This is a genomic window from Mitsuaria chitosanitabida ATCC BAA-476 = NBRC 102408, assembly GCF_001598255.1.
GTDB lineage: Bacteria > Pseudomonadota > Gammaproteobacteria > Burkholderiales > Burkholderiaceae_C > Roseateles > Roseateles chitosanitabidus.
Genome location: NZ_BCYP01000013.1, coordinates 66236 through 87771 on the forward strand (window position 1 = coordinate 66236; position 21536 = coordinate 87771).

At 71.0% G+C, this 21536-nt stretch carries 17 protein-coding genes; 8 read left to right on the top strand and 9 right to left on the bottom strand.

Features of this window, described 5'->3' with window-relative positions; all coding sequences use genetic code 11:
- Window positions 1-52: 52 nt before the first annotated feature.
- The 4 genes from MCHT01_RS08560 to MCHT01_RS08575 all read right to left on the bottom strand — a co-directional run bounded on the left by MCHT01_RS08560 (window position 53) and on the right by MCHT01_RS08575 (window position 5603).
- A complete protein-coding gene (locus MCHT01_RS08560; RefSeq protein ID WP_067064637.1) occupies window positions 53-718 on the bottom strand; it encodes a response regulator in 666 nt (221 codons plus the stop codon).
- Window positions 719-896: 178 nt separating this feature from the next.
- Entirely contained in the window at window positions 897-2051 is a 1155-nt protein-coding gene (locus MCHT01_RS08565) for an HlyD family type I secretion periplasmic adaptor subunit (RefSeq protein WP_067064638.1), read from the bottom strand.
- 36 nt (window positions 2052-2087) lie between these two features.
- On the bottom strand, window positions 2088-4271 hold the full coding sequence (locus tag MCHT01_RS08570) for an ATP-binding cassette domain-containing protein (protein ID WP_067064642.1): 2184 nt from the start codon (window positions 4269-4271) through the stop codon (window positions 2088-2090).
- Between the two features lie 51 nt (window positions 4272-4322).
- Complete coding sequence (locus tag MCHT01_RS08575) at window positions 4323-5603, bottom strand: TolC family protein (RefSeq protein ID WP_067064646.1); 1281 nt, start codon at window positions 5601-5603, stop codon at window positions 4323-4325.
- A gap of 333 nt (window positions 5604-5936) precedes the next feature.
- Here MCHT01_RS08575 and MCHT01_RS08580 point away from each other — a divergent pair, with 333 nt between their 5' ends.
- From MCHT01_RS08580 to MCHT01_RS08590, 3 genes are all read left to right on the top strand, one after another.
- The gene (locus MCHT01_RS08580; RefSeq protein WP_067064647.1) at window positions 5937-6296 is read left to right on the top strand and encodes a four-helix bundle copper-binding protein; all 360 of its coding nucleotides are present in this window, start codon (window positions 5937-5939) and stop codon (window positions 6294-6296) included.
- Between the two features lie 232 nt (window positions 6297-6528).
- A complete protein-coding gene (locus tag MCHT01_RS08585) occupies window positions 6529-8964 on the top strand; it encodes an Ig-like domain-containing protein (RefSeq protein WP_218017884.1) in 2436 nt (811 codons plus the stop codon).
- Between the two features lie 35 nt (window positions 8965-8999).
- A complete protein-coding gene (locus MCHT01_RS08590; RefSeq protein ID WP_067064650.1) occupies window positions 9000-10145 on the top strand; it encodes an EAL domain-containing protein in 1146 nt (381 codons plus the stop codon).
- Here the strand turns inward: MCHT01_RS08590 and MCHT01_RS08595 are convergent.
- Together MCHT01_RS08595 and MCHT01_RS08600 are read right to left on the bottom strand one after the other, a co-directional pair.
- On the bottom strand, window positions 10120-12225 hold the full coding sequence (locus MCHT01_RS08595; protein WP_067064652.1) for a sensor histidine kinase: 2106 nt from the start codon (window positions 12223-12225) through the stop codon (window positions 10120-10122). The genes MCHT01_RS08590 and MCHT01_RS08595 overlap by 26 nt on opposite strands.
- Before the next feature lie 64 nt (window positions 12226-12289).
- Window positions 12290-12520 carry a DUF2789 domain-containing protein gene (locus MCHT01_RS08600; RefSeq protein WP_067064653.1) on the bottom strand — a complete coding sequence of 77 codons (231 nt, stop codon included), beginning with the start codon at window positions 12518-12520 and terminating at the stop codon, window positions 12290-12292.
- Window positions 12521-12658: 138 nt separating this feature from the next.
- On the opposite strand from MCHT01_RS08600, the gene MCHT01_RS08605 reads away from it, so the two are divergent.
- From MCHT01_RS08605 to MCHT01_RS08620, 4 genes are read left to right on the top strand one after another with little or no spacing between them, the layout of a single operon-like run.
- A complete protein-coding gene (locus MCHT01_RS08605; protein ID WP_169806109.1) occupies window positions 12659-13438 on the top strand; it encodes an MEDS domain-containing protein in 780 nt (259 codons plus the stop codon).
- A 10-nt stretch (window positions 13439-13448) separates the two neighbouring features.
- Complete coding sequence (locus tag MCHT01_RS08610) at window positions 13449-15053, top strand: hybrid sensor histidine kinase/response regulator (protein ID WP_148661451.1); 1605 nt, start codon at window positions 13449-13451, stop codon at window positions 15051-15053.
- Window positions 15054-15103: 50 nt separating this feature from the next.
- The gene (locus MCHT01_RS08615; protein ID WP_067064658.1) at window positions 15104-15916 is read left to right on the top strand and encodes a response regulator transcription factor; all 813 of its coding nucleotides are present in this window, start codon (window positions 15104-15106) and stop codon (window positions 15914-15916) included.
- Between the two features lie 7 nt (window positions 15917-15923).
- Complete coding sequence (locus MCHT01_RS08620; protein WP_067064660.1) at window positions 15924-18071, top strand: PAS domain S-box protein; 2148 nt, start codon at window positions 15924-15926, stop codon at window positions 18069-18071.
- A 25-nt stretch (window positions 18072-18096) separates the two neighbouring features.
- Here the strand turns inward: MCHT01_RS08620 and MCHT01_RS08625 are convergent, their stop codons facing one another.
- Entirely contained in the window at window positions 18097-19029 is a 933-nt protein-coding gene (locus MCHT01_RS08625) for a Crp/Fnr family transcriptional regulator (protein WP_245643201.1), read from the bottom strand.
- Window positions 19030-19255: 226 nt separating this feature from the next.
- Here MCHT01_RS08625 and MCHT01_RS08630 point away from each other — a divergent pair, with 226 nt between their 5' ends.
- Window positions 19256-19705, top strand: coding sequence for a Rossmann-fold NAD(P)-binding domain-containing protein (locus MCHT01_RS08630; RefSeq protein ID WP_218017885.1), 450 nt, complete (start codon window positions 19256-19258; stop codon window positions 19703-19705).
- Window positions 19706-19748: 43 nt separating this feature from the next.
- Here MCHT01_RS08630 and MCHT01_RS08635 read toward each other — a convergent pair whose 3' ends face one another.
- Window positions 19749-20342: a DUF4142 domain-containing protein gene (locus MCHT01_RS08635; protein WP_067064664.1), complete on the bottom strand. Its 594-nt coding sequence runs from the start codon at window positions 20340-20342 to the stop codon at window positions 19749-19751.
- 75 nt (window positions 20343-20417) lie between these two features.
- Complete coding sequence (locus MCHT01_RS08640) at window positions 20418-21473, bottom strand: glycosyl hydrolase (protein ID WP_176579644.1); 1056 nt, start codon at window positions 21471-21473, stop codon at window positions 20418-20420.
- Between the last annotated feature and the right edge of the window lie 63 nt (window positions 21474-21536).

Below are 21536 nucleotides of genomic sequence, written 5' to 3' on the forward strand. Positions count from 1 at the left end.
AGCACAAAGGCCGCCCGAGGGCGGCCTTTGTGCAGTCCGTCTGGCGCGAGGGTCAGTCGTCGACCAGTCCGTGCATGCGGGCGACGCTGGTCGCCATGGCGCGGGAGTTGACGTTCAGCTTGCGGTAGATCGAGCGCAGGTGCTGGTTGACGGTGAAGCGCGAGATGGAGAGGCGGTTGCCGATGTCCACGATGGGCAGGCCCTCGATCAGCAGATGCAGGACGCTCCATTCGCGTTGGCCGAGTCCGAGGTCCTTGAGCTTCTGGTCCTTGTTGACCTTGGGCTTGACGCCCGTTTCCAGGCTCTTCATCTCGGTCAGCACGACGCGCGACACCGCCGGGCTCAGCGGCGCATGGCCGTTGTGGGTGGCGATGATCTTGTCGATCAGGCTGGGCTGGATCTCTTCCTTCAGCAGGTAGCCCGAGGCGCCGGAGCGCAGGCTGCGCATCACGTGCTTGGTGTCGCCGAAGGTGCTGATCACGATGCTGTGCGCATCGGGGCACTTCTCCTTGATCAGCTTGAGCAGGTCGATGCCGTCGACGTCGGGCAGGCCCAGGTCGACCAGGTAGATGTCGGCGCGGTTGGCCAGGATGGCGGAGACCGACTCCCCGCGGTTGCGCCCGATGCCAACGATCTGGCAGGCGCTGCTCGCGGACACGACGTCGATGAGGCGCTGGAGCACGGTGGCGTCGTCTTCGATGATGGTGACGGTGATCATGGGTTTCCCTCTCTGAGCGAGTTGTTGTCGATGAAGGACCGGTGTCGGCGGTGGGCGTTGGGGGCGTCGGCGTTGAATGACGCGAGATCGGGATGGCAGTCGGGACGGGCGATTGTGGATCGTCAACCGGGGATCTGTCGCCGCCCCCCGGTGGAGGGGTGAGGCGACCGATTGACGCTCAGCGCTCGCCGAGCGACTCCGACAAGGTCTTGCGGACCGGCTTGAGCAGGTAGTCCAGCACGGTGTGCCGCCCGGTGATGATTTCCGCCGTGGCGGTCATCCCGGGTTGCACCACGATGCGGTCCGCCTTCTCGCCCTTGAAGCGCTTGCCGTCGAGCCGGATGTGGGTGCGGTAGTAGGGTTGCTCGCCCTGGGGCGTGCGCTCGGTCAGCGCGTCCGGGCTGACATAGGTCACGACGCCGGACAGGGCGCCGTAGATGCTGTAGTCGAAGGCGTCCAGCTTCACCGCGGCAGGCATGCCGGGCCGCACGAAGCCGATGTCCGCGGCCCGCAGGCGAGCCTCGATGATCAGCTCGTCGCCGCTGGGCAGCAGCTGCATGATCTCGTCGCCGGGCCGCAGCACGGCGCCGATGGTGGTCTGGGTGATCAGGTTGACCGTGCCGTCCACCGGGGCGCGCAGCTGGGTGTGCTCGAGATTCCCGTGGCGGTCGTTCAGGACCTGCTGGATGCTGGCCAGGTCCTCCTCGGTCTTGGCCAGCTCGGCCTGGGCGTCCTGCAGGAACTTGTTGCGACGCGTGGTCACCTGGCCGGCCGCCTCGTTGGCGGCGCGCTGCAGACGGAGGAACTCGGCGGCGCTGATGTCGCCGGCCTGACGCAGGGGCTCGTTGAGCTCCACCTCGCGCCGGGCGAGGTCGGCCGACTTCGTCAGCACCGCCAGGTCCTCCTGCAGCGCCGTGCGGCGGCGCTCGTAGAGGCGTTGCTGGAGGGTGTCGAAGGCGCTGGTGCCCGCGGGGCGGTACGGGGTGCCGAGCGTCTCGGCGCGCAGCCGCGCCAGGGCAGCGTTCAGGGCCGCGGACTTCTCGGAGGAGTCCGCCAGCGCCGCGCGTGCCTTGGTGTCGTCCAGCTGGACGAGCAGGTCGCCCTTGCGGACCGGGCCGCCCTCGTGCACGAACAGCTTCTCCACGACGCCGCCGTCGGGCGCCTGGATCACCTGGGTGCGGGAGGAGGCCATGACCTTGCCGCCGGTGCGCGTGACCTGGTCGATCTCGGCCTGGGAGGCCCACCACAGGCCGGCGCCGAGCGCCGCGACCACGGCGATCACCGTCCAGCGGATGCCGTGCTGGCTGTCGTGAGGGGTAGGGTTCGGTTTCATGGGATGACCTCGATGTCTGGAAGTGGGACGGCGGACTCAGGTGGCCGCGACCGGGGCGGGGCTGTCCTGACCGGACGCGGGCGATGCGGAGAGTTGGCCTTGCGGCGCGGCCGCGGCGGGAACGGGGCGCTGTTGCAGGCGCGCGAGCACGGTGTCGCGCGGACCGTCGGCCAGCACGCCCTGGGGCGAGAGCACGATCACGCGGTCGACCAGCGCCAGCAGGGACAGCCGGTGGGTGACCAGCAGCAGCGAGGTCTCGGGACGCAGCGCCTGCTTCATCAGCCGGACGGTGGCCTGCTCCAGGCCGTCGTCCATGCCGGAGGTGGGTTCGTCGAGCAGCCAGACGCCGCGGTCCGCCAGCAGCAGCCGGGTGAGCGCGACCAGCTGGCGTTGACCGCCGGACAGGCCGCGGCCGCCCTCGGACAGCTTGCGGTCCAGGCCCAGCGGGTGCTGACCGATCAGCTGCCACAGGCCGGTCTGCCGGCAGGCGGCGAGCAGTTGCTCGTCGCTCAGCTCGGGCAGGCCGAAGAGCAGGTTCTCGCGCAGCGTGCCGGAGAACAGCCAGGGATGCTGCGGGCAGTAGGCCATCTTGGACGAGCGCCAGCCGGCGTGGATCTGCTGCTGGTCGACACCGTCCAGGAAGACGGTGCCCGCGCTGGGCTTGGCCAGGCCGCAGGCCAGCGACAGCAGGGTCGTCTTGCCCGCGCCGATGGTGCCCAGGATGGCGACCTTTTCGCCGGGGCGCAGGTGCAGGTGGCCGATGCGCAGCGGATCGCGCTGGCCGGGGTAGCGGAACTCGACGTCCTCGAAGCGGATGTCGCCGTGCAGGGCCTCGGGCACGACCGGGCGGGTCACCGCCTCGTTGTCGGTCTCGAGCTTGAAGATCGCGTCCAGCGCCGTCATCGACGCGCGCGCGCTGCCGATCTGCACCATCAGCGAGGGGATCGAGGCCAGCGGGGACAGCACGCGCCCGGACAGGATGGAGCAGGCCACGATGGCGCCCTGCGTGAGATGGCCGTCGATGGCCAGGGCCGCGCCGATGCAGATCAAGGCGACATAGCTGACCTGCTGCAGCGCCGCGGCGATGTAGCCGGTGGCGTCGGTCTCGTGCTTGAGGGCCAGGCTTTGCGTGGCGTTGGTCTCGGACAGGGCGGCCCAGCGCGTCTCGAAGCGCCAGCCCGCGCCCAGGCCCTTGATGGCCTCGGTGCCTTCGATGGTCTCGACGAGCAGCCCGGTCTTGGCGTTGGCGCCGGCCAGGTTGCTGGCGGTCAGGCGCGCGATGCGCCGGGCCCGCAGCAGGCCGACCGACAGGGTCACCCCGAAGAGGGCGATCGCGGGCAGGGCCATCCAGGGACCGCCGACCGCGCCGATGACCAGCGCGAACAGCAGCGCCATCGGCATGTCGAAGAGCAGGAAGAGCGTGCTGGCCGACAGGATCCCGCGGATCGACTCGAAGCTCTGCACCTGGGAGGCCAGCGTGCCGACGGAGCCGGGGCGCTGGTCCAGCCGGACCGCGTTCAGCCGGGCCATCAGCGCCTTGGAGATGTCGATGTCCAGCCGCTTCAGGCGCGGCTCGAGCAGGCTGGCGCGGGCCATCTTGAGCAGGAACTCGATCAGCACCGCCAGGCCGACGCCCAGGGTCAGCACCCAGAGGGTCTGGTAGCCCTGGTTGGGAATGACGCGGTCGTAGACCTGCATCGTGTAGAACGAGATCGCGATGCCGACCAGCGCCAGCACAAGCGACAGGCCCGCCGCTTCCATGAAGATCGGCCATTGGCGGCCCAGCCGGCCGAGCATCATCGACAGCGCGCTGCGGGAGCTGGCGGCGTCGAGACTGCCGTCGGCGACCGCGTGCAGGCAGGGCACGCCGTCCAGCACCAGCTCGCGACGGGCGCGGTCCGCGCCCACGCAGGACCACAGGCCCTGCGCGTCACGCGCGGTGACGACCTGCCAGCCGTGTTCGGGGTGATGGCACAGCAGCGGGAGCGCGGCGAGCTGCGGACCGTCGAGGCGGATGAAGCAGGTGCGTTCGTCGAGGGACTGCGCCAGGCGCGTGGCACCGGCGAGGTCGGCGGACACGGAGGTCGTGGCCAGCTGCTGGCGCGCGAACTCGATGGGAACGGGCAGTCCCTTGAGGCGCAGCCAGTGGGTCAGCACGGTCGCGAGCGCATCGTCGGCCGGGGCGGTGGCGTCCGCTCGCTTGAGGAAGGGCCATTTCATGAGGAGTACTCCAGTGAAGGATGGCGCGCGACGCGAGGCCGCGCGGGGTGGTCAGTCGCGCGCGCCTTGCGCGGTCAGCAGGTTCAGGCGGTAGAGGCCGGCGCGTTCCTCGATGGCGCCCTCGCGCAGGGCTTGGCGGGTGCCGTAGTTCTCGCGAACCATGTTCAGCAGGTCCAGCCAGGCGCGCTTGCCGGCGTCGAACTGCCGGCGGTAGGAGGCGAGGACCTCCTCGCTGGTCGCGGCCGTCAGCCGCGCGTTGCGCTGGGCCGCCACGGCGGCGGCGTAGCGCGTGTACTCGAGCTGGTAGGCGGAGAACTGGTCCTGTTCGGTCGCGGCCACCGCGGCTTCCGCCGCGGCGATGCGGGAGCGTGCCGCGTCGACGCCGGCCAGCGCGCCCAGACCGCCGTTCAGGCCCGCCTGGATCACCAGCCCGACGCGGTGGTCGCGGTAGGCGCCGCTCTGGCTGTCCAGGCGCAGGCTCACCGTGGGGAGCAGGGAGGCCTTGGTCTTGGCCAGTTCGTCGCGAGCGAGGTCGACATTGGCGCGGGCGACCAGCATCTCGGGGGAGGTCTGGATGCGGGCGAGGACCTCGCCCAGTTCCGGCGGCGGGGGCATCGTGCCGTCGAGCAGGTCTCGCAGGCCGTCGTCGACCGGGCGCCGGGACTGGCGCTGCAGCACCTGACGGTGCAGTTGCTCCTCCAGCCGGGCCTGGGCCAGCTCGGCCTCGACGCCGCTCAGGCGCGAGGCCGCCAGCGCCGCGTCGGCGTTGGTCGCGACGCCCGCCTGATTGCGGCGACGGATCATGTCGAGCAGCGCGCGATGCGTGTCGCGCAGCTGTTCCAGGCTGTCGACGCGGCCGCGCGTCTTCACCCAGTCGGCCCAGGTCGAGACGATCCTTGACCGCAGCAGACGCCGCGCGGACTGCAGGTCCTGCTCGCTGCTGCGCAGCGCGTTGCGGGCCGAGCTCAGGTTGGCGGTGAGCATGCCGCCCGTGTAGAGGGGCTGCTGCACGCGCAGCACGTTGACGTAGCGGCTGGTGCCGGTCGCCAGCTCGCGCGAGAAGCTCGGGGTCGGACCGAACTGCCACTTCGCGGCGGTGACGCCGCCTTCCGCGGCCGCGATGGCGGCCCGGGCACGCTCGATGGAGGGGTCCTCCGCCAGGGCCGAGCTCAGGAAGTCGTCCATGCGGCCGGCCCAGCGCGCCGTGGCGGCGTCGCGGTCGTCGTCGGGCGCCGGAACGGCCGTGGTGGAGGTTGTCGTGGAGGCGGGGATGGGATTGGTGGCGGGCGTCGGGGTTTCGTCCGCGGCGACGGCCTGAATGGGCAGACTCATCAGCACGACGGCGGCTGCGACGCAGGTTTGAATCCAGGGGCGGCTGATATGTGCCGGGTACCGGCCTTGAGGGGTGGAATTACGGGTCACGGTCAACTCGCTTCAGTTGTTTCGCTTCGTGCCCAGTTTCGTTTCGCGCTCCAAAGGTTCACAAGCGCAACTATTTGCTAGTTAGAACGGGCGGGTAGCCGCAAATGGCCGGTTTGTGGGGTTTGACTAGCAAACTCTTGCTAGTCCTCAGCCAGCGGAATGGCGGTCTTTCCGCGCGAGGCCGCGGGTTTGGGAGGCATGGCGGTTGCCGTCCCCGGGGCTCCACCCTCAGAAGGAGTCCCCATGTCCGACCCTGACGATCTGGCGCCTTGCCTCAAGGCCTGCGCCGAGGCCTTGCTGGCCACCCGTCAATGCGCGAATGCCTGCATCCGTTCGGGCGACCGCACGCTCGAGGCCTGCGCGCTGCTCGACCTCGACTGCGCCGCGCTCTGCGAGGCCACGATCAGCGCGCTCTCGCTGCAGTCGCCGCATCACGGTGACTTCTGCGCCCTGTGCGCCCATCTGTGCCGGGCTTGCGCGCAGGAATGCGCGAAGCACCCGCATGCACATTGCAGGCGTTGCGCCGAGGCCTGCCTCGCTTGTGCCAAGGCCTGCGACCAGCACGCAGGCGAGCGTCACCCGCTGGGGACAGCGGTCGAATAGTCAAAGTAGGCTAGTCGCTAGCAAAGGTTGATCACTCTTCGGCGTTGATCAGCACATGGAGGTGGTCTTTCGTTCGAAATCCGATTTCTAGAATTTCCTCGTCATCCCGAAATTCAGTCGGGAATGGATTATTTCCTGCCTCATGCCGCCCGAATTTGGGAGGTATTGGTGATCGCGTGGGTGGTTTGTTTGGGTGATGGGTTTGAATATTCACGAGTTTCTTTCGTGAATATTGCTCGATCTCCGCATTCAATTCCCCATCCGTGAATCGCCGAGGCAGAGCCATCGGCAATTCGACGAGGAATCGGACGTGAGACAGCAGCATCAGGCGGGCGCCACGGCGGCAGGGTTGCGGCCGCGCAGGAAGGGTGGAGGGGAGGCGGCGCCTCAGGATGAGGGCCCGAGCCCGAGCCCGAGCCCGAGCCCGGGTACGGGTACGGGTACGGGTGTAGCCACGACCGCAGACGCGGACGCGGATGGGGCCACGAACGCAAGCACCCGCACGATCGACGACGAGGGCCACGACGACGGTCTCGCTACCGTCATGCCGAGGGGCTCGGGTGTCGACCCGGATCCGGCCATGGTCGGCTGGTGGTCGGCCGAGGGCCTCGCGCTGGCCTTGCTGTCGAGCGGGAGCGCCGTGGCGCTCGGCGCGGGCACCGCGCATGCGGAGGCCGCGGCGAACCCGCCGGCGCTGGTTCCCCCGCCAGCGCCCACGCCGGCACCTGTGCCGGAGCAAGGTGGCGATCGCCAACCTGCTCCGCCGCCGGTCCTGCCGGACGATGCGGAAGCGGACTCCCGTCCGACCCCGGCACCGCCGCCCGATCCCGCGCCACCGGTCGTCGCCCCGCCGGACGAGCCGTCCCCGGCCCTCGATGTCGACCCTCCGGCAGCGGGGCGGCTGATCAGCCGGACGGCCTTGCTCGCCACGACCGGGCAGCAACAGGTCTTCCTGTCCACGGCCGGCGAGGAGCTCGGCGCGGACGTCCGCTTCGAGGTGTCACGCGACGGTGGCGCGACCTGGGCCACCACCGGCGCATCCCTGAACTCGCTGCTCGACGGCGACTACCAGTTCCGCGCGCTCGTCACCGATGCCGCCGGCAACAGCAGCCACAGCGCGGCACAGACCCTGAACATCGACGCCACGCCGCCGCGCGTCGGAGCGATGCGGATCGAGCTCGGCACGGACACCGGCATCAGCGCCTTCGACCGCATCAGCCAGACGCGGGATGTCGATCTGAGCGCCGAGGCCAGCCCGGGAACGCTGTCGTTCGAGCATTCGATCGACGGCGGCCTGACGTGGTCGACGGTCGATCCGGCCGTGCGCGATCTGCCCGACGGCGATCATCTCTTCCGCGCCGTGCTCACGGACGCCTTCGGCCGCTCGGCGACGTCGGCGGCCGTGTCGGTCACCGTCGACACGCTGGCGCCCGCCATCGGCCGGCTCGATCTGGTGGCCCCGGGCGGGCAGGGCGATGCCACGTCCGGCTACGTCCTCAAGCAGGCGAGCTTCTCGTTCTCGCTGGACGGCGGCGCCGACACCGCGAGCTTCCATGAGGTGTCGACCAACGGCGGGCTCGACTGGCTCCGCTGCGGCGCCTCGCCGGCCGGGCTGCTCGATGGCGACTACCTGTTTCGGGCCGGCGCTGTCGACGCCGCGGGCAACACGGCGCTCAGCAACGTCGTGGCGGTCCGCGTGGACACGCGCGAGGCGGTCGCGGGCAGCCTGCTGCTCACCGGCTTCGCCGACAGCGGGAGCGACGCGCTGGATCGCGTCACGTCGATTGACCATTTCGTGCTGGCCTTGACAGGCACCGCGGCGAGCGCGGTCTCCACCGGATTCCAGGTGACACGCAGCGGCACTCAGACATGGGTCGATACCAGCGCCGCGCAGAGCGCGCTCAGCGACGGCAACTGGCAGTACCGAGGCGCGGTCGTCGACGCGGACGGCAGCACCCACTACACCCGCGCGATCACCGTCCGGATCGATACCGCGCCCCCGACCGCCGTCAAGCTGAGCGTCGCGGACCTCGATGACACGGGGGGCAACGCCACCGACGGCATCACCCGGGACAACACCTTCCGGCTGCAGATCGGCGGCGGGGCCGGGCGCTCGTCCGTGGCCTACGAGAACTCCACGAACGGCGGCCGGACCTGGCAGGCCTGCGGCGACACCTTGAACGATCTGGCCGATGGGAGCTATCTGTTCCGGGCCTGGGCGATCGACGCTGCGGGCAATCGCGACTCGAGCGCCTCGCGGGCGATCACGATCGACACCAGCGCCCCCGCGCCGGGGCATCTGGTCCTCGAGGACTTCGAGGACACCGGCCTGGCGGCGGATCTCTCGACCACCGACGCGAGCTTCAGCCTGGCACTCGCCGGTCAGGACGCCGGAGCGACCGTGCTGTTCGAGCGCTCGGACGACGCCGGTGTGAACTGGTTCGCCACCGCGACCGCGCAGAGGGATCTCGCCCCGGGTTCGCACCACTACCGCGCGACGGTCAGCGACCTGGCGGGCAACACCGCCACGACCGGCGTGATCGAGGTCCGCATCGACGCGCCGGACCCCTTGTCCGCCGGGCTCGCCCGCGACGTCTGGCTGCCACGCGACCCCGGCCTGACCGCGATCGGCGCGGCGATCGCGGGCGGCGCACCGCTGGCGGTCTGAGCGTCCCGACCCGGCCCCTATTCCTGGAGATCGACATGAACTTCCTCGACATCTGCCCCCTGGATCGCCCGGTGCGATCGCCCGCGGCCACGCCCGCCGCCCCCGTCATCCTGGCCGCTCCGGCACGCGCGAGCGACGAGGACCGGCTCACCGCTCGACCTGACTCCGGCGGTCTGGTCCGCTTCGCCGCGCAGGAGATCGCCGATGCGGACGGGCGCATCGTCGGGCACGACCTGCTGTTCCGATGGAACGCGGCCATGCAGCCCGACGCGCTGGTGCCCGGCGAGTTCCTGACCAGCGCGTTGCTGGCCAACGCGCTGATCGATGCCGGCGTCGCGGGCCAGACCCCCTCGGGCCGGCTGTTCATCCCGATGGATGAGCCGACCCTGATGGGGCCGCTGGCCGATCTCGTGACCCCGACGCTGGGCGTGATCGAGCTGACCGACGCGGTGGCGGTCGACACCGCCGTGCTGATGCGCGTGGCGCAACTGCGCGCGCGCGGGCAACGCTTCAGCATCGACGGGCTGCGTCACCTCGACGACCCTCGCTGGTTGCTGGCGCCCTATGCGGACGTCCTCAAGCTCGATCTCGTGGCGACCCGACCCGCGCAGCTCGCGCCGATCGTCGCGCGCGCGGTCGACGCGGGGCTCGAGGTGATCGGCAAGCGCGTCGAATCCATGGCCGGCTACCAGCGTCTGAGGGAACTCGGCGTGACGCAGTGCCAGGGCCGATTCATCTCGCCGCCGCAGGACGTCTCCGTGCCGGCGCTGCCGGGCTGCGATGCCGCGGTGCTGCTCAGGGCGCGACGCCTGCTCGCGGATCGCGCCGACACCGAGGCGATCGCCGCGGAGCTGTCGACCGATCCGGCGATCGTGATGCGCCTGCTGATCGTGGCCGGGCGCCAGTGCACCGTCCCGCCGCAGGATCCGCCGACGCTGGCCGCCTTGCTGGCGGACTGGCCGCCCGCCTTGCTGGGCGGCTGGATCCGGGTCTGGCTCTCGGCCTGCTGCCACGGGCATGGCGCGGCCTGGGTCCGCTCGGTGCGCGGCGAGGTCGCGCGGTATCAGCGCCGGCTCGGCGACGCGGCCTCCGGCGCCGAGGCGCGAGGCAGCCTCTGGCAGGTCCAGCGCCGCCTCTGCAGCCCGAAGCACTACCTCAAGACGCGGCGCTACGGGGGCTGAAGGTCCCCGGCGCCGGGGCCAGCGGCAGGACCACCGTCGTGAGCGCGCCGTGGTCGCCGCGCTCGAAGCGGAAGCTCGCGCCCATCGCCTGGGCCCGCTCGCGCATGTTGGTCAGCCCGTGCCCGGTCGATGTCCCGAACGCCGGACGGATCCCGGAGGCCAGATTCGCCGCCGCGTCGCCGTTGTCGGACACGGTGAGCGTGAGGCTGGTGTCCTCCTGCGTGAGCGAGATCCTCAGCCGCGAGGCCCGCGCGTACTTGAGCGTGTTGGCGACGCTTTCCTCGACGATGCGCAGCAGGTCCTTCGACCGCTCGCCCAGCAGCACGAACTCGCCGCCGCCCGCGATGTCGTACTCGACCTGGAAGTCCGGCGCGCTGAGCATCGAATCCAGGTTCATGCAGTAGTCGAAGAGGATGTCCTGGATCTCGCGATGCTCGGTGGTGTCGGTCTCGCTGATCACATCCCGCACGCCCTGCAGCATGCCCAGCAGGTTGCGCTCCAGCTGCTGGGGCTCCACGCGCCCCTCGCGCAGGCTGAAGATGGTCGTGATCAGCCGCGAGCCGATGCCGTCGTGCAGCACGTTGTAGATGCGCTCGCGCTCGTCCTGCGCGGCCTCGCGACGTTCCAGATCGCGCTGGCGGTCGTAGCTGACGGCGAGCTCCATCTCGCGCCGGCGCAGCGATTCGGCCAGGATGCGGTTGGCCTCCCGCACGTGCTCGACGCTGACCCGGTACTTGGCCAGGTGCACGCGCGCCATCACGATCAGCAGCGGCGGCAGCGCCAGGTGGGTCAGGTAGATGGGGGCGGTCAGCAGGCGCGTCAGGTTCCACGGGCCGTCGTGGGCCGGCCAGGGGATCAGCTGCATCAGCACGTTGTAGTCGTGCAGGATCAGCAGGCCCGCGAGCAGCACGGTCACCAGCAGCAGCAGGCCGTCGCCGCTGCGGGTGCGCCAGACATGCAGCGCCAGTTGCGCGACCGCCCAGGCCTGGAAGGGCAGCAGCGCCCAGATCCAGAACATGTCCAGATTCCACTCGAGCAGCTGACCGGCGAAGGGCCAGATCGTCGCCGCCACGGCGGAGACGACGAACAGCGCGACGAGCGCGCGCCGCGTCAGCGGCCGGTCGATGTAGCGCAGGATGAACTGCACCAGCAGCACGTTCAGCCCGCCGGCGCTCAGGTAGAAGGTCCACAGCCACAGGGTCCGCCAGGCCGCCGGCATGTAGACCCACAGCGACAGCGTGCAGGCCAGGGCCCAGGTCAGCGCCGCCGCGCCGAGCAGGGCGAACACCTTGTCATGCCGGTTGGCCAGCCAGACGCCGATCATGAACAGGCCCGCCAGGAAGCAGAAGGCCTTGGAGGCATGGGCCAGCGCCACGCCCAGGAAGTCGATGGTCTCGGCGACGTAGCCGGCCTCCTCGGAGCGGCCCACATAGATCGGCGCGAGGGTGAAGTAGGGCTCCCAGCTGCTGACCTCGACGGTGACGATGTTGGGGCCGTCGCGGCGCAGCAGTTTGCGGGGCAACTCCGCCACCAGCGGGCGGAACCACATGAAGCGGGCGTCCGGGGTGGACTGGGCGTAGCCGTCCAGCCAGACCCCGTTGAGCCATACGCTGGCGCCGTTGATCGACTGGGTGATCACCAGGCTCTTGGAGGGACGCAGGCCGTCGCCGTCGCGGACGGGGTCGTGGATGTCGTCCGGCGTGATGAAGGGGCCGAGGTCGATCTGGTAGCGGAGCGTGTGCAGCGTCCGGTCCCCGTCGGTGCGGATGAAGGCCGGCAGCGTGAGGCGGGCGTTCGACTGGATCAGTCGCCCGGTCATCCGAGGCGCCCTCGGGTCGCCCGGCGTGGCCTCGCGCATCTCGAAACCGGTCACCTCGGACACGGCCGAGACCCGGCCGCCGTGGCGCTCCATCGCCCACAGGCCCAGCAGCGCGGCCGCGACCAGCCCCAGCAGCAGCAGGGTCGGCCGGATCAGCGCGACCAGCGAGGTCGGCGACCACGGGGGCGGTCGATCCGCCGGGACGCGCTCATGCGCGGCATCGCCGGGGTCGCCCGCATCGGTGACGAGGGTCTGCGCCATGGTCTCCTCCCTGGAGATCGTCCGGCCGCTGTGGTTGATCTGCTGGGCGGCCGCGACGCGAGCGTCAATGTAGCGCGAGGTTGAGCTGGTCCACCACCTCGGCCCAGTCGGCGTCCTGCAACAGCATGTCACGCAGGGCCCGGGACTGCTCCGGGGTCCAGAACGGCGCGTCGGCGACGGCGACATCGCCCGCCAGTGGCCGGTGGCGCTGGATGAAGGCCCGGATGTCGGCCTCCCCGGAGGGCAGGCCCAGTTGCGCGAAGAGTTCGGCGAAGGGGTGAACCGTGGATTCCATGTGACAACTCCTTGATCGATGAGGGGGCGCTCTCGCCCTTGCGGGGGACGAAGCGCACGACCCGTCGAAGGCTAACATCGCCGCCTCAAGCCTGCGGGATCGACAGGCGCGTGCAGGGCAATCGCGAGGGAGGTCGCAGTGGACAGCGCGAGATCGGCGCAGGGGAATGGACGCGGCGTGCCGCACCTGTCGGTCGACGGGGCGGCCCTGCGGCATTTCCACATCTGCGCGTTCTTCAACAGCCGCGAGGAAGAGGCGCAGGTGCTGGGGCCGTTCTATCGCGAGGCCTTCCGTCGGGGGGAACGCAACCTGCACCTGATGGCGCCCGGCGCCCTGGCGGCGCACCGGGCCGCGCTCGCGGCGACGGGCATGGACGTGGCGGCCTGCGAGGCCTGCGGCCAGTTGGCCCTGGCGACCTGGCCGGTCGAGGACGGCCGGCCGCGTTTCGACGCGGAGGCCTGGCTGGAGGTGCTGGCGCGGGCGGCGGATCACCCGACGCCGCGGGAGCGGCCTCCGATCGACGATGCCCATGAACGCCATGCGCTCGCGGGGGCCGGCCAGCGCCTCGTGGCCCGCATGGACGCGGCGCTCGACGCCGGCGCGGATCCCATCGACCTGCTGATCTACGAGGCTCGCCTGAACGGCTTGGTGGACGGGCGTCAGTTGCCCACGATCTGCGTCTACGACCTGGCCCGGCTGGATGGCGCGACGATGATGGACCTGCTGCGCACGCACCCACTGACGCTCATCGGCGGGGTGCTGCGCGAGAATCCCTTCTTCACGCCGCCGGCCGAGATGTTGCGCGAGCTGTCCGCCCGCCGCGTCAGCGGTCGGCGGCGCGGCCTGCCGGCTCCGGGTGCCGTCCCGGCGCAGTCCTCGAACCTTCCCAATCGCGTGTCGGCCCGGCCGGCGCGCTGAGCCATCGACGATGTCCCGAGAAAGAGAGCCGTCCGCCGCCGACCAGGCGCTGCGCGACCTGATGGGCCTGCTGGCGCTGCCCGCGCTGTGGGTGGGCCGCGACGCGGCCACCGTGCTGCAGCTGACCACCGAGGCCGTGAACCGCATCGTCGGCACGGCCGTGTGCCTGGTGCACGCGCCGCTGGTGCCGGACGCCATGCCCAGCACCTTGCTGCACCTGGGCGGTGTGCGCATCGGCCACGAGGCCTGGACCGACTTCATCCAGACCTGCCGCCAGATGCCGGACTCGGCGGAGACCGCGCTGCCGCTGGAGTCGCCGATGGGCACGCTGCGCGTCGTGCGGCTCTACCTGGGCCCGGCGGGTCGGGCCGGCAGCCTGTGGTTCGGGTCCTCGCGCCCGGACTTCCCCTCCCAGCACCAGAGCGCCTTCATGCGCGCCGCGGCGACCCTGGCCGCCACGGGCCTGCACGCCGCGCGGCTGGACCATGAGCGCGAGCGCGCCGCCAGCGCCAAGGACGAGTTCCTGGCCATGCTGGGCCATGAACTGCGCAATCCGCTGGCGCCGATCTCGACCGCCTTGCACCTGATCCGTTTGCAGACCGGCGGCCTGTCGCGCGAGCACGAGATCATCGAGCGCCAAGTCGGCCATCTGTCCAAGCTGGTCGACGACCTGCTGGACATCACGCGCATCACGCGCGGCAAGATCGAGCTGGCGCGCGAGCCGGTGGACGTGCAGGTCCTGCTCACCGAGGCGATCGAGAGCGTCAGCCCGCTGCTGGAGGAGCGCAATCACCTGCTGCAGGTCCATTGCGACGTCGGGCCGGAGTTGCGCCTGGTGGGCGATCGGGCGCGCTTGCGTCAGGTGGTGGTCAATCTGCTGAGCAACGCGGCCAAGTACACGCCGACCAATGGCGAGATCCGCGTGTCCGCGCAGGCCGAGGGCGAATCGCTGGTGATCGAGGTCGAGGACAACGGCGCCGGCATCGACGCCGCGATGCTGCCGCGCGTGTTCGAGCTCTTCGAGCAGGGGTCGACCACGCTGGAGCGCTCCAAGGGCGGCCTGGGCATCGGCCTGGCGATCGTCAAGCAGCTGGTCGAGATGCATCACGGCCAGGTCGCGGTGCACAGCGCCGGCGCGGGGCAGGGCGCGCGCTTCCGCATCATGCTGCCGGCCGAGCTGCAGCAGGTCGCGCCGGTGCCCGACCCGGCCGTGCCCGCGCTGGACACGCTGCCGCCCGCCCAGGGCCGCGTGCTGGTGGTCGACGACAACCGCGACGCGGCCGAGACCCTGGGGCTGGCGCTGCGCTATTCCGGCTACGACGTGGTGACGACGACCTTGCCGCAGGAGGCGCTGGACCGGGTCCGCGCGACCCCGTTCGACGCGGCGGTGCTGGACATCGGCATGCCGGTGATCGACGGGTACGAACTGGCCGCGCTGATCCGGCGCGAGCTCGGTGTCGACGCGCCACGGCTGATCGCGCTGACCGGTTACGGGCAGGCCTCGGACCGTGCCAAGGCGCTGTCCAGCGGCTTCGACGAGCACATGGTCAAGCCCATCGACCTGGACCAGCTGGCCCGCACGCTGGAACGACTCATCCGCATAGAGGCCAGATGACCGCCGGTCCCCGGGAGGTGCGCGGATTCATTTCATAGAATCTGACCCCGATGACCGCAACGCCAGGCACTTCCCCGACCGCGCCCGTTCCCTCGCACATCGCGATCCTGGACGACGAGCCCGACATCACCCAGCTGCTGGCCGGGTATCTGGGCTCGCACGGCTTCCGCACGACGCAGCTGCACAGCGGGCGCGCGCTGATGGCGCTGATGACGGCGGACACGCCCGACCTGGTGCTGCTGGACCTGGGCCTGCCGGGCGAGGACGGCTTCGTCATCGCCCGCCAGCTGCGCGAGCACTGGCGCTGCGGCCTGGTCATCGTCACCGGCCGCGGCGACGCGGTCGACAAGGTCGTCGGCCTGGAGGTCGGTGCCGATGACTACGTGACCAAGCCCTTCGACCTGCGCGAGCTCGTCGCCCGCGTGAAGGCCGTGCTGCGGCGTCTGGCGCCCGAGCCCGGTGCCGCCGCCCCCGCGCCCGCGCTGGTCGCGTCGCCGGCCCCGGTCGACGCGGTGCACGACCTTTCCGCTGGCCGCGAGTGCCTGCACTTCGAGGGCTGGACCGTCGACGTCGCGGCGCGGCGCGTGGTCGGGCCGGATGGCGTCGAGGTCGCCCTGACCACCGGCGAGTTCGACCTGCTGCTCACCTTCCTGCAGCACCCGGGCCGGGTGCTGTCGCGCGACTTCCTGCTGGAGCAGACCCGCGGCCGCGAGTCCGCGCCCTTCGACCGCACGATCGACGTGCAGGTCGGGCGGCTGCGCCGCAAGCTCGGCGCCGAGCAGGGCGAGGGTCTCTGGATCAAGTCGGTGCGGGGCGCCGGCTACCTTTTCGTGCCGAGGGTGACCTCGACGCTGTCGGTCTGAGGTCCGCATGAGCGCGCCGAACTGGCCCCCGGGCATCGACGATGCCGCCATCTTCCGCGCGCTGTTCGCGGCTTCGCCCGACGGGCTGGTGCTGGTCGACGACGCCGGCGTGATCCGCCTGGCCAATCCCACCGCGGAGCAACTGCTGGGCTATTCGCGCGAGGAACTGGTCGGCGCGTCGATCGAGATGCTGGTGCCGGACAGCATCCGGCCCCGTCACGCGCAGTACCGCGAGGCCTACGGCAGGGCGCCGCGCTCGCGCCCGATGGGCGGCACGACGATGGACCTGGTGGCGCGCCGCAAGGACGGCTCGGAGACCATGGTCGAGATCGCGCTCAGTCCGCTGCAGCCGCTGGGGCTGCCCTATGTGATGGCGTCCATCCGCGGCGTGGCCGAGTACCCGCGCGTGCGGCAGGCACTGCAGCGCGCCCGTTACAGCGAGCACCTGGCCCAGCTGGGCCGCATCGCGGTCGATTCGCTCGACCCGCAGGAGGTGCTGCGGCAGGTGCCGTCCATCGCCGCGCAGGCGCTGGAGGCGGACCTGGCGATCGTGTTCCTGCTCGACGCCGGCCGGACCACCCTGCGCGTGGTTGGCGGCGTCGGTCTGCTGGACGAGGAGCCCGTCGGCACGCTGGTGCCGGGCAGCCCGGACACGCCGCAGGGCTTCGTGCTGGCGCAAGGGCGGCCGGTGGTGGTCGAGGACTACGGCACCGAGTCGCGCTTCGTCGTCCCCGAGGCCTATCGCCGCGCGGGGCTGGTGTCGGCGCTGTCGGTGCCCTTGTCGGACCGCGGCCGGCCGGTTGGCACGCTGGCGGTGCGCTCGCGCCAGCCCAAGCGCTTCGGCGACGCGGAACTGCGCTTCCTGGAATCGGTCGCCAACCTGCTCGGCACCTGCCTGCAGCGCGCGCAGACCGAGGAGGCGCTGCACCACTCCCAGCGGCTGGAGACGGTGGGGCAACTGACCGGCGGCATCGCGCACGACTTCAACAATCTGCTCACGGTGATCCAGGGCAACCTGCAGGTGCTCGCGGACCTGCCCGCGGTTGCCGGCGACAGCTTCGCGCCGCAGATGGTGGCCGCGGCGACGCGCGCCTCCCGGCGCGGCGCGGAGCTGACGGGCAAGCTGCTGGCGTTCTCGCGCCGGCAGATGCTGCAACCGGCGAGCGTGGATGTCGGCGCGATGATCCGCTCGCTGGCCGACATGCTGCGGCGCACGCTCGACCAGCGCATCCGCATCCGCATCGAGGTCGCGGCCGATTGCCCCGATGTCCTCGCCGATCCGGCCCAGCTGGAATCGGCGCTGCTCAACATCGCGATCAACGCGCGCGACGCGATGCCCGAAGGCGGCACGCTGGACTTCGAGGCGGCGCCGCTGGCGGCGATCCCGCCCGAGCTGGGGCGGGAGCTGGAGGAGGATGAACGGGCCGCCGCGGATCCTTCCCTGCCCGGCGCGACGCGCTACGTGCGCATCGCCATCAGCGACAGCGGCAGCGGCATGTCGGACGAGGTCAAGGAGCGGGCCTTCGAGCCCTTCTTCACGACCAAGCAGACCGGGCGCGGGACCGGTCTGGGCCTGAGCACGGTCTATGGTTTCGCGCGTCAGTCGCGCGGCGCGGTGGGCATCGACAGCGTGTCCGGTCGAGGCACGACCTTGACGCTGATCCTGCCGCAGCCGCCTCGGGCGCCGGTCGCCGCCGAGGTCGCCGAGCCCCAGGCCGACGCCTTGACCGCCGGCCTGCGGGTGCTGCTGGTGGAGGACGATGCGGAAGTGCGCGCGGTCGCGCGGCGATTCCTGTCGGACCTGCGCTGCGTGGTCGTCGCCTGCGCCAGCGGCGAGGAGGCCCTGCGCTACCTCGAGGAGGTCGCGGCGCGGGCCGAGCACGGGGAGCGCGAGGGCGCCGACTCGGCCGCCAATGCCGAAGGCCTGCCGCATCTGCTGCTCAGCGACATCGCGCTGGGCGCGGGCATGCGCGGGACCGAGCTCGCGCAGCGGGTGCATCAGGGCTGGCCGGAGATCGCGGTGCTGCTGATGTCGGGCTTCTCGGTGGAGCTGCTGGCCAGCGGGCCGGAAGCGGCGCTGGGCTGGGAGCTGCTGCCCAAGCCCTACACGCGGGCCGACCTGGCGCGCGCGATCGGGAAGGTGCTCGCGCGCTGAGCGGGACGCGCGTCCCGCGGTCCGCTCATTGCACCGGGAGGTGGTCGTCGTCGGACATGGAGCCGCCGATCACGAAGTCCTCCAGCCGGGCCAGGCTCGGGATCGAGATCTGGCGGCGGCCCCGCTCGCCGAAGCGGATCAGGCCCAGGCGGCTCAGCTTGGACAGGCAGCGGCTGACGGTTTCCAGCGTCATGCCCAGGTAGTTGCCCAGGTCGGCGCGGGTCATGCGCAGGGTCAGCTCGTCGGCGCGCAGGCCGCGCTGGTTCATGCTGCGGGCCCAGCTGCACAGGAAGGCCGCCACGCGCGCCAGCGAGGCCAGCGTGCAGACCGACATCAGGGACTGGCGCTCATGGACGATCTCGGCGCTCATCGCCTCGTGCACGACGGCCATCAGCTCGGGGTGGCGGGCGCAGGCGGCGGTCAGAGTGTCGTAGGGGATCACCGAGATGTTGCCGGTGTCCATGGCCACGGCGTCGCAGGGATGACGGCCGTTGCCGATGCCGCTGAAGCCCAGCCAGTCGCCGCGGAACTTCAGGCTCACGATCTGCTCGCGGCCATCCAGGCTGCGGCTCACCAGCTTGAAGGCGCCGGCATTGATCAGGTAGACGGTGTTGAAGGGTTGGGCGGCGCGGAAGATCACGTCGCCGGCGCGCACGACCTTGGCGGTCGGCTGGACCAGGTCGCGGATGATGTGCATCACTTCGAGCATGCGCTGCTGGGGGTCACGCGGCGCGCCGCGGGTGTAGCTGGAGGGGAGCTCGTGGACGGGCGTCGGGCCGATGTGCAGCAGGTCCGGCGGGATCAGGCCGGCGACGTCGGTCGGACGCTGGAGGCCGGCCTTGACGGACAGGGCGCCGGACGGGGCGGACGCAATGCGCGGGCGGCCGGCCGGGGCATTGCGCAGTCGATCGCGGGGCAGGTCGTTGGAAACCGGGGCGGAGGCGATGGCGCTGTGCATGGTGGGTCTCGTCGTTGAAAGGTTGATCGAATCCTAGGAATCGCCCGCAAATGCAGCGCCAATCCTTGACATCGGTCGGCAACAGTCGGTGAACCCTTGGTGACGGTTCAGTAACGAGCCCTCGACTTGCACAGATCGCGTCCGCCGTGGCGGTGCTCCCGGCGCGAGGCTTGACATGGATCAACCCCGGACAACGCGAAGCCACTAGTCTGCGACGCTCATCATGATGTCCGCCGCTCCCTCGCCGATGCCCCAACCGAAGTTCCCTCCGGCACCACCGCCTCAACCCCCAGCACGGCCGCCCGCGCCGGCGCCCTGGACGCGGGCGGCGCCGCTGCGCGGGATCTCGCTGGGGTTGGTGTGCGCGGACGCGGAGGCCCCCGCCGCTCGGTTGTTCCGCGACGCGGCGCAGGACCTGGGCGCGCAGGTGACGGTGCTGGACCCCGCGCGGATCACGGGCGGGGGGGCGCTGGACAGTGTGGGGCGCTTGCTGGGGCGGCTCTACGGGGCGATCGAATGCCAGGGGCTGGCGCCCGCGCTGGTGCGCGCGCTGTCCGAGGCGACGCCCGTGCCCGTCTTCGACGGACTCGCCGCGGCCGGCGCGACCTCGTCGGTGCTGGAGCGGGACCGGCAACTGCGAGCGGTGCAGACGGCGCTGCTGGCCGCCTTGCGCTGAGGACGTCCGGAGGCGCCAGGCGGCGCGCTCCGGACCCGTGTCCTCACTTCTTCTTGTCGGCGGCCCGGGTGGTCTTCTCCAGGGCCTGCGCGTCCTGCAAATGCTGCTGCAACGTCGGCAGCATCTTGACGGCCCAGGCCTTGACGTCGGCGTCCTTGGCGTCCGTGGAGGCCTTGGTGAAGAGCTTCACCGCGTCCTTGTGGGCGCTGACCTGGCCCTCGGCGTAATGGTGGTCGAAGCTGGTCCCGTCGCGTTGCTCCAGGACCTTGAGCTTGCCCTTCTGCATCATCGACGCGTCGGCGGGGAGCTTCACGCCCTTGGCCACGGCCAGCGACTGCAGGTCGGAGTCGGCCTGCTTGTGCTGATCGATCATCTTCTGCGCGAAGGACTTGACGTCCGCGCTGCTGCCCTTGGTGACGGCGATGTTGGCGGCATTGATCTCGGCGAAATTGGCCTCGGCGGCGTCCTTCAGGAAGCTGCTGTCCGCGTGCGCGACCTTGGCCCCGGAGGCCGGCGTGGCCGCGGGCATGGTGGCCTGGGCCGAGGCGGCGCCAGCGGCGAGACAGCCGCCGACGGCCAGGACGATCGCGGCGAGGGCGGGCGCGCGACGGACGCGCGAGGAGGTGTTGACGGTCATGAAGGCACTCCGTGAAGTGGGTGATGCCTCCTGGTCAGCAATCGCGGTGCCCGCGTCCCGCCGGGCCGTCGCGCCTCAGGTCCTGGGCAGGGCCTTGTACTGGACGCCGACCTCCGTCAGCGCGCCCGACCCCGCCAGCAGACTGCTGAAGTGCGGATCCGAGGCAAGGCGCCCGGTGAACCACGCATAGCGCTGCACGTCCGCGCGACCCTCGCAGAGGGCGACCATCTCGGCCATCTGCGCCTTCTGCTTGGCGGCGGTGTCGATCTGCGCGCCATCGTTCTGCGCATGCCAGTTCGCCATCTCGGTGACCCAGAAGGGCTTGCCATACTTCTTGAGCCGATCGAGCTGATCACCCAGCCCGTAGTCGTACCAGTGGAAACCGAGCGCGTCGATCTGCGGATCGCGGCCGCCATTGGCGTTGCGATAGGCGGCGAGGAAGGCGTCCATCCACACGACCGGATCGCTGTAGCCCGGCATCGTGCCCCAGGTGATCTGCGGCCCGACGAGCTTCACGCCGGTCTGGCGCGCGACGTCCTCGTAGCGCGGCCACTGCGCGGCGGCGGTGGCCGGATCGATGTTGGCCTGGTCGACGAGGTTGGGCTCGTTGAGCAGCAGCAGCGCGGTGACGGTCGGCCGGGCCTTGAGCGCGGCGACGACCTGCGCGGTGTCGAAGCTGAAGTTCCACAGCATCGGGACATGGGTCATGGCGCCAGCGATGGTGGGATCGGCACGGACCGTGGCGGCCGGGTCCAGCGCCCAGTTGAACCACCAGCCCACCGGCCCCGCGAGCGCGTCGAAGTCCGCCTTGTCGCGCAGGTCGTAGGCGACGCCACGCTTGAGCGTGACGGTCGGTGGCGCCGGGGTGGGCGAGGGCGCGGGGCTCGGGGAGGGGCTGGGCGAGGGACTCGGCGACGGGCTGGGAGACGGGCTGGGAGACGGGCTGGGAGACGGGCTGGGAGACGGGCTGGGCGAGGGTCCCGCGGCCGGCGCGGCGGGCGAGCCCGCGCTGTCGCCGCCGCAGGCGCCGAGCGTCACGCTCAACACGCCGGCCCCGGCGAAGGCGAGCAGGCGACGCCGATCCACGTCGGGCGGCGGCGGCGCGGTCAGCGCGTCGGGGTCGAGGAGCATCGGGGGAACGGGCGGCTTGGGCATGGTGAACTTCACGACGATGAGGCTGTCCCCGGAATGGGG

Bases quoted from the DNA above. Each gene is read 5' to 3' on its own strand.
- MCHT01_RS08610 (WP_148661451.1), top strand. From the start codon at position 13,449: ATGTCCCGAGAAAGAGAGCCGTCCGCCGCCGACCAGGCGCTGCGCGAC.
- MCHT01_RS08565 (WP_067064638.1), bottom strand. From the start codon at position 2,051: ATGAAACCGAACCCTACCCCTCACGACAGCCAGCACGGCATCCGCTGG.
- MCHT01_RS08570 (WP_067064642.1), bottom strand. From the start codon at position 4,271: ATGAAATGGCCCTTCCTCAAGCGAGCGGACGCCACCGCCCCGGCCGAC.
- MCHT01_RS08630 (WP_218017885.1), top strand. From the start codon at position 19,256: ATGTCCGCCGCTCCCTCGCCGATGCCCCAACCGAAGTTCCCTCCGGCA.
- MCHT01_RS08615 (WP_067064658.1), top strand. From the start codon at position 15,104: ATGACCGCAACGCCAGGCACTTCCCCGACCGCGCCCGTTCCCTCGCAC.
- MCHT01_RS08580 (WP_067064647.1), top strand. From the start codon at position 5,937: ATGTCCGACCCTGACGATCTGGCGCCTTGCCTCAAGGCCTGCGCCGAG.
- MCHT01_RS08560 (WP_067064637.1), bottom strand. From the start codon at position 718: ATGATCACCGTCACCATCATCGAAGACGACGCCACCGTGCTCCAGCGC.
- MCHT01_RS08575 (WP_067064646.1), bottom strand. From the start codon at position 5,603: ATGAGTCTGCCCATTCAGGCCGTCGCCGCGGACGAAACCCCGACGCCC.
- MCHT01_RS08600 (WP_067064653.1), bottom strand. From the start codon at position 12,520: ATGGAATCCACGGTTCACCCCTTCGCCGAACTCTTCGCGCAACTGGGC.
- MCHT01_RS08595 (WP_067064652.1), bottom strand. From the start codon at position 12,225: ATGGCGCAGACCCTCGTCACCGATGCGGGCGACCCCGGCGATGCCGCG.
- MCHT01_RS08620 (WP_067064660.1), top strand. From the start codon at position 15,924: ATGAGCGCGCCGAACTGGCCCCCGGGCATCGACGATGCCGCCATCTTC.
- MCHT01_RS08635 (WP_067064664.1), bottom strand. From the start codon at position 20,342: ATGACCGTCAACACCTCCTCGCGCGTCCGTCGCGCGCCCGCCCTCGCC.
- MCHT01_RS08625 (WP_245643201.1), bottom strand. From the start codon at position 19,029: ATGCACAGCGCCATCGCCTCCGCCCCGGTTTCCAACGACCTGCCCCGC.
- MCHT01_RS08590 (WP_067064650.1), top strand. From the start codon at position 9,000: ATGAACTTCCTCGACATCTGCCCCCTGGATCGCCCGGTGCGATCGCCC.
- MCHT01_RS08640 (WP_176579644.1), bottom strand. From the start codon at position 21,473: ATGCTCCTCGACCCCGACGCGCTGACCGCGCCGCCGCCGCCCGACGTG.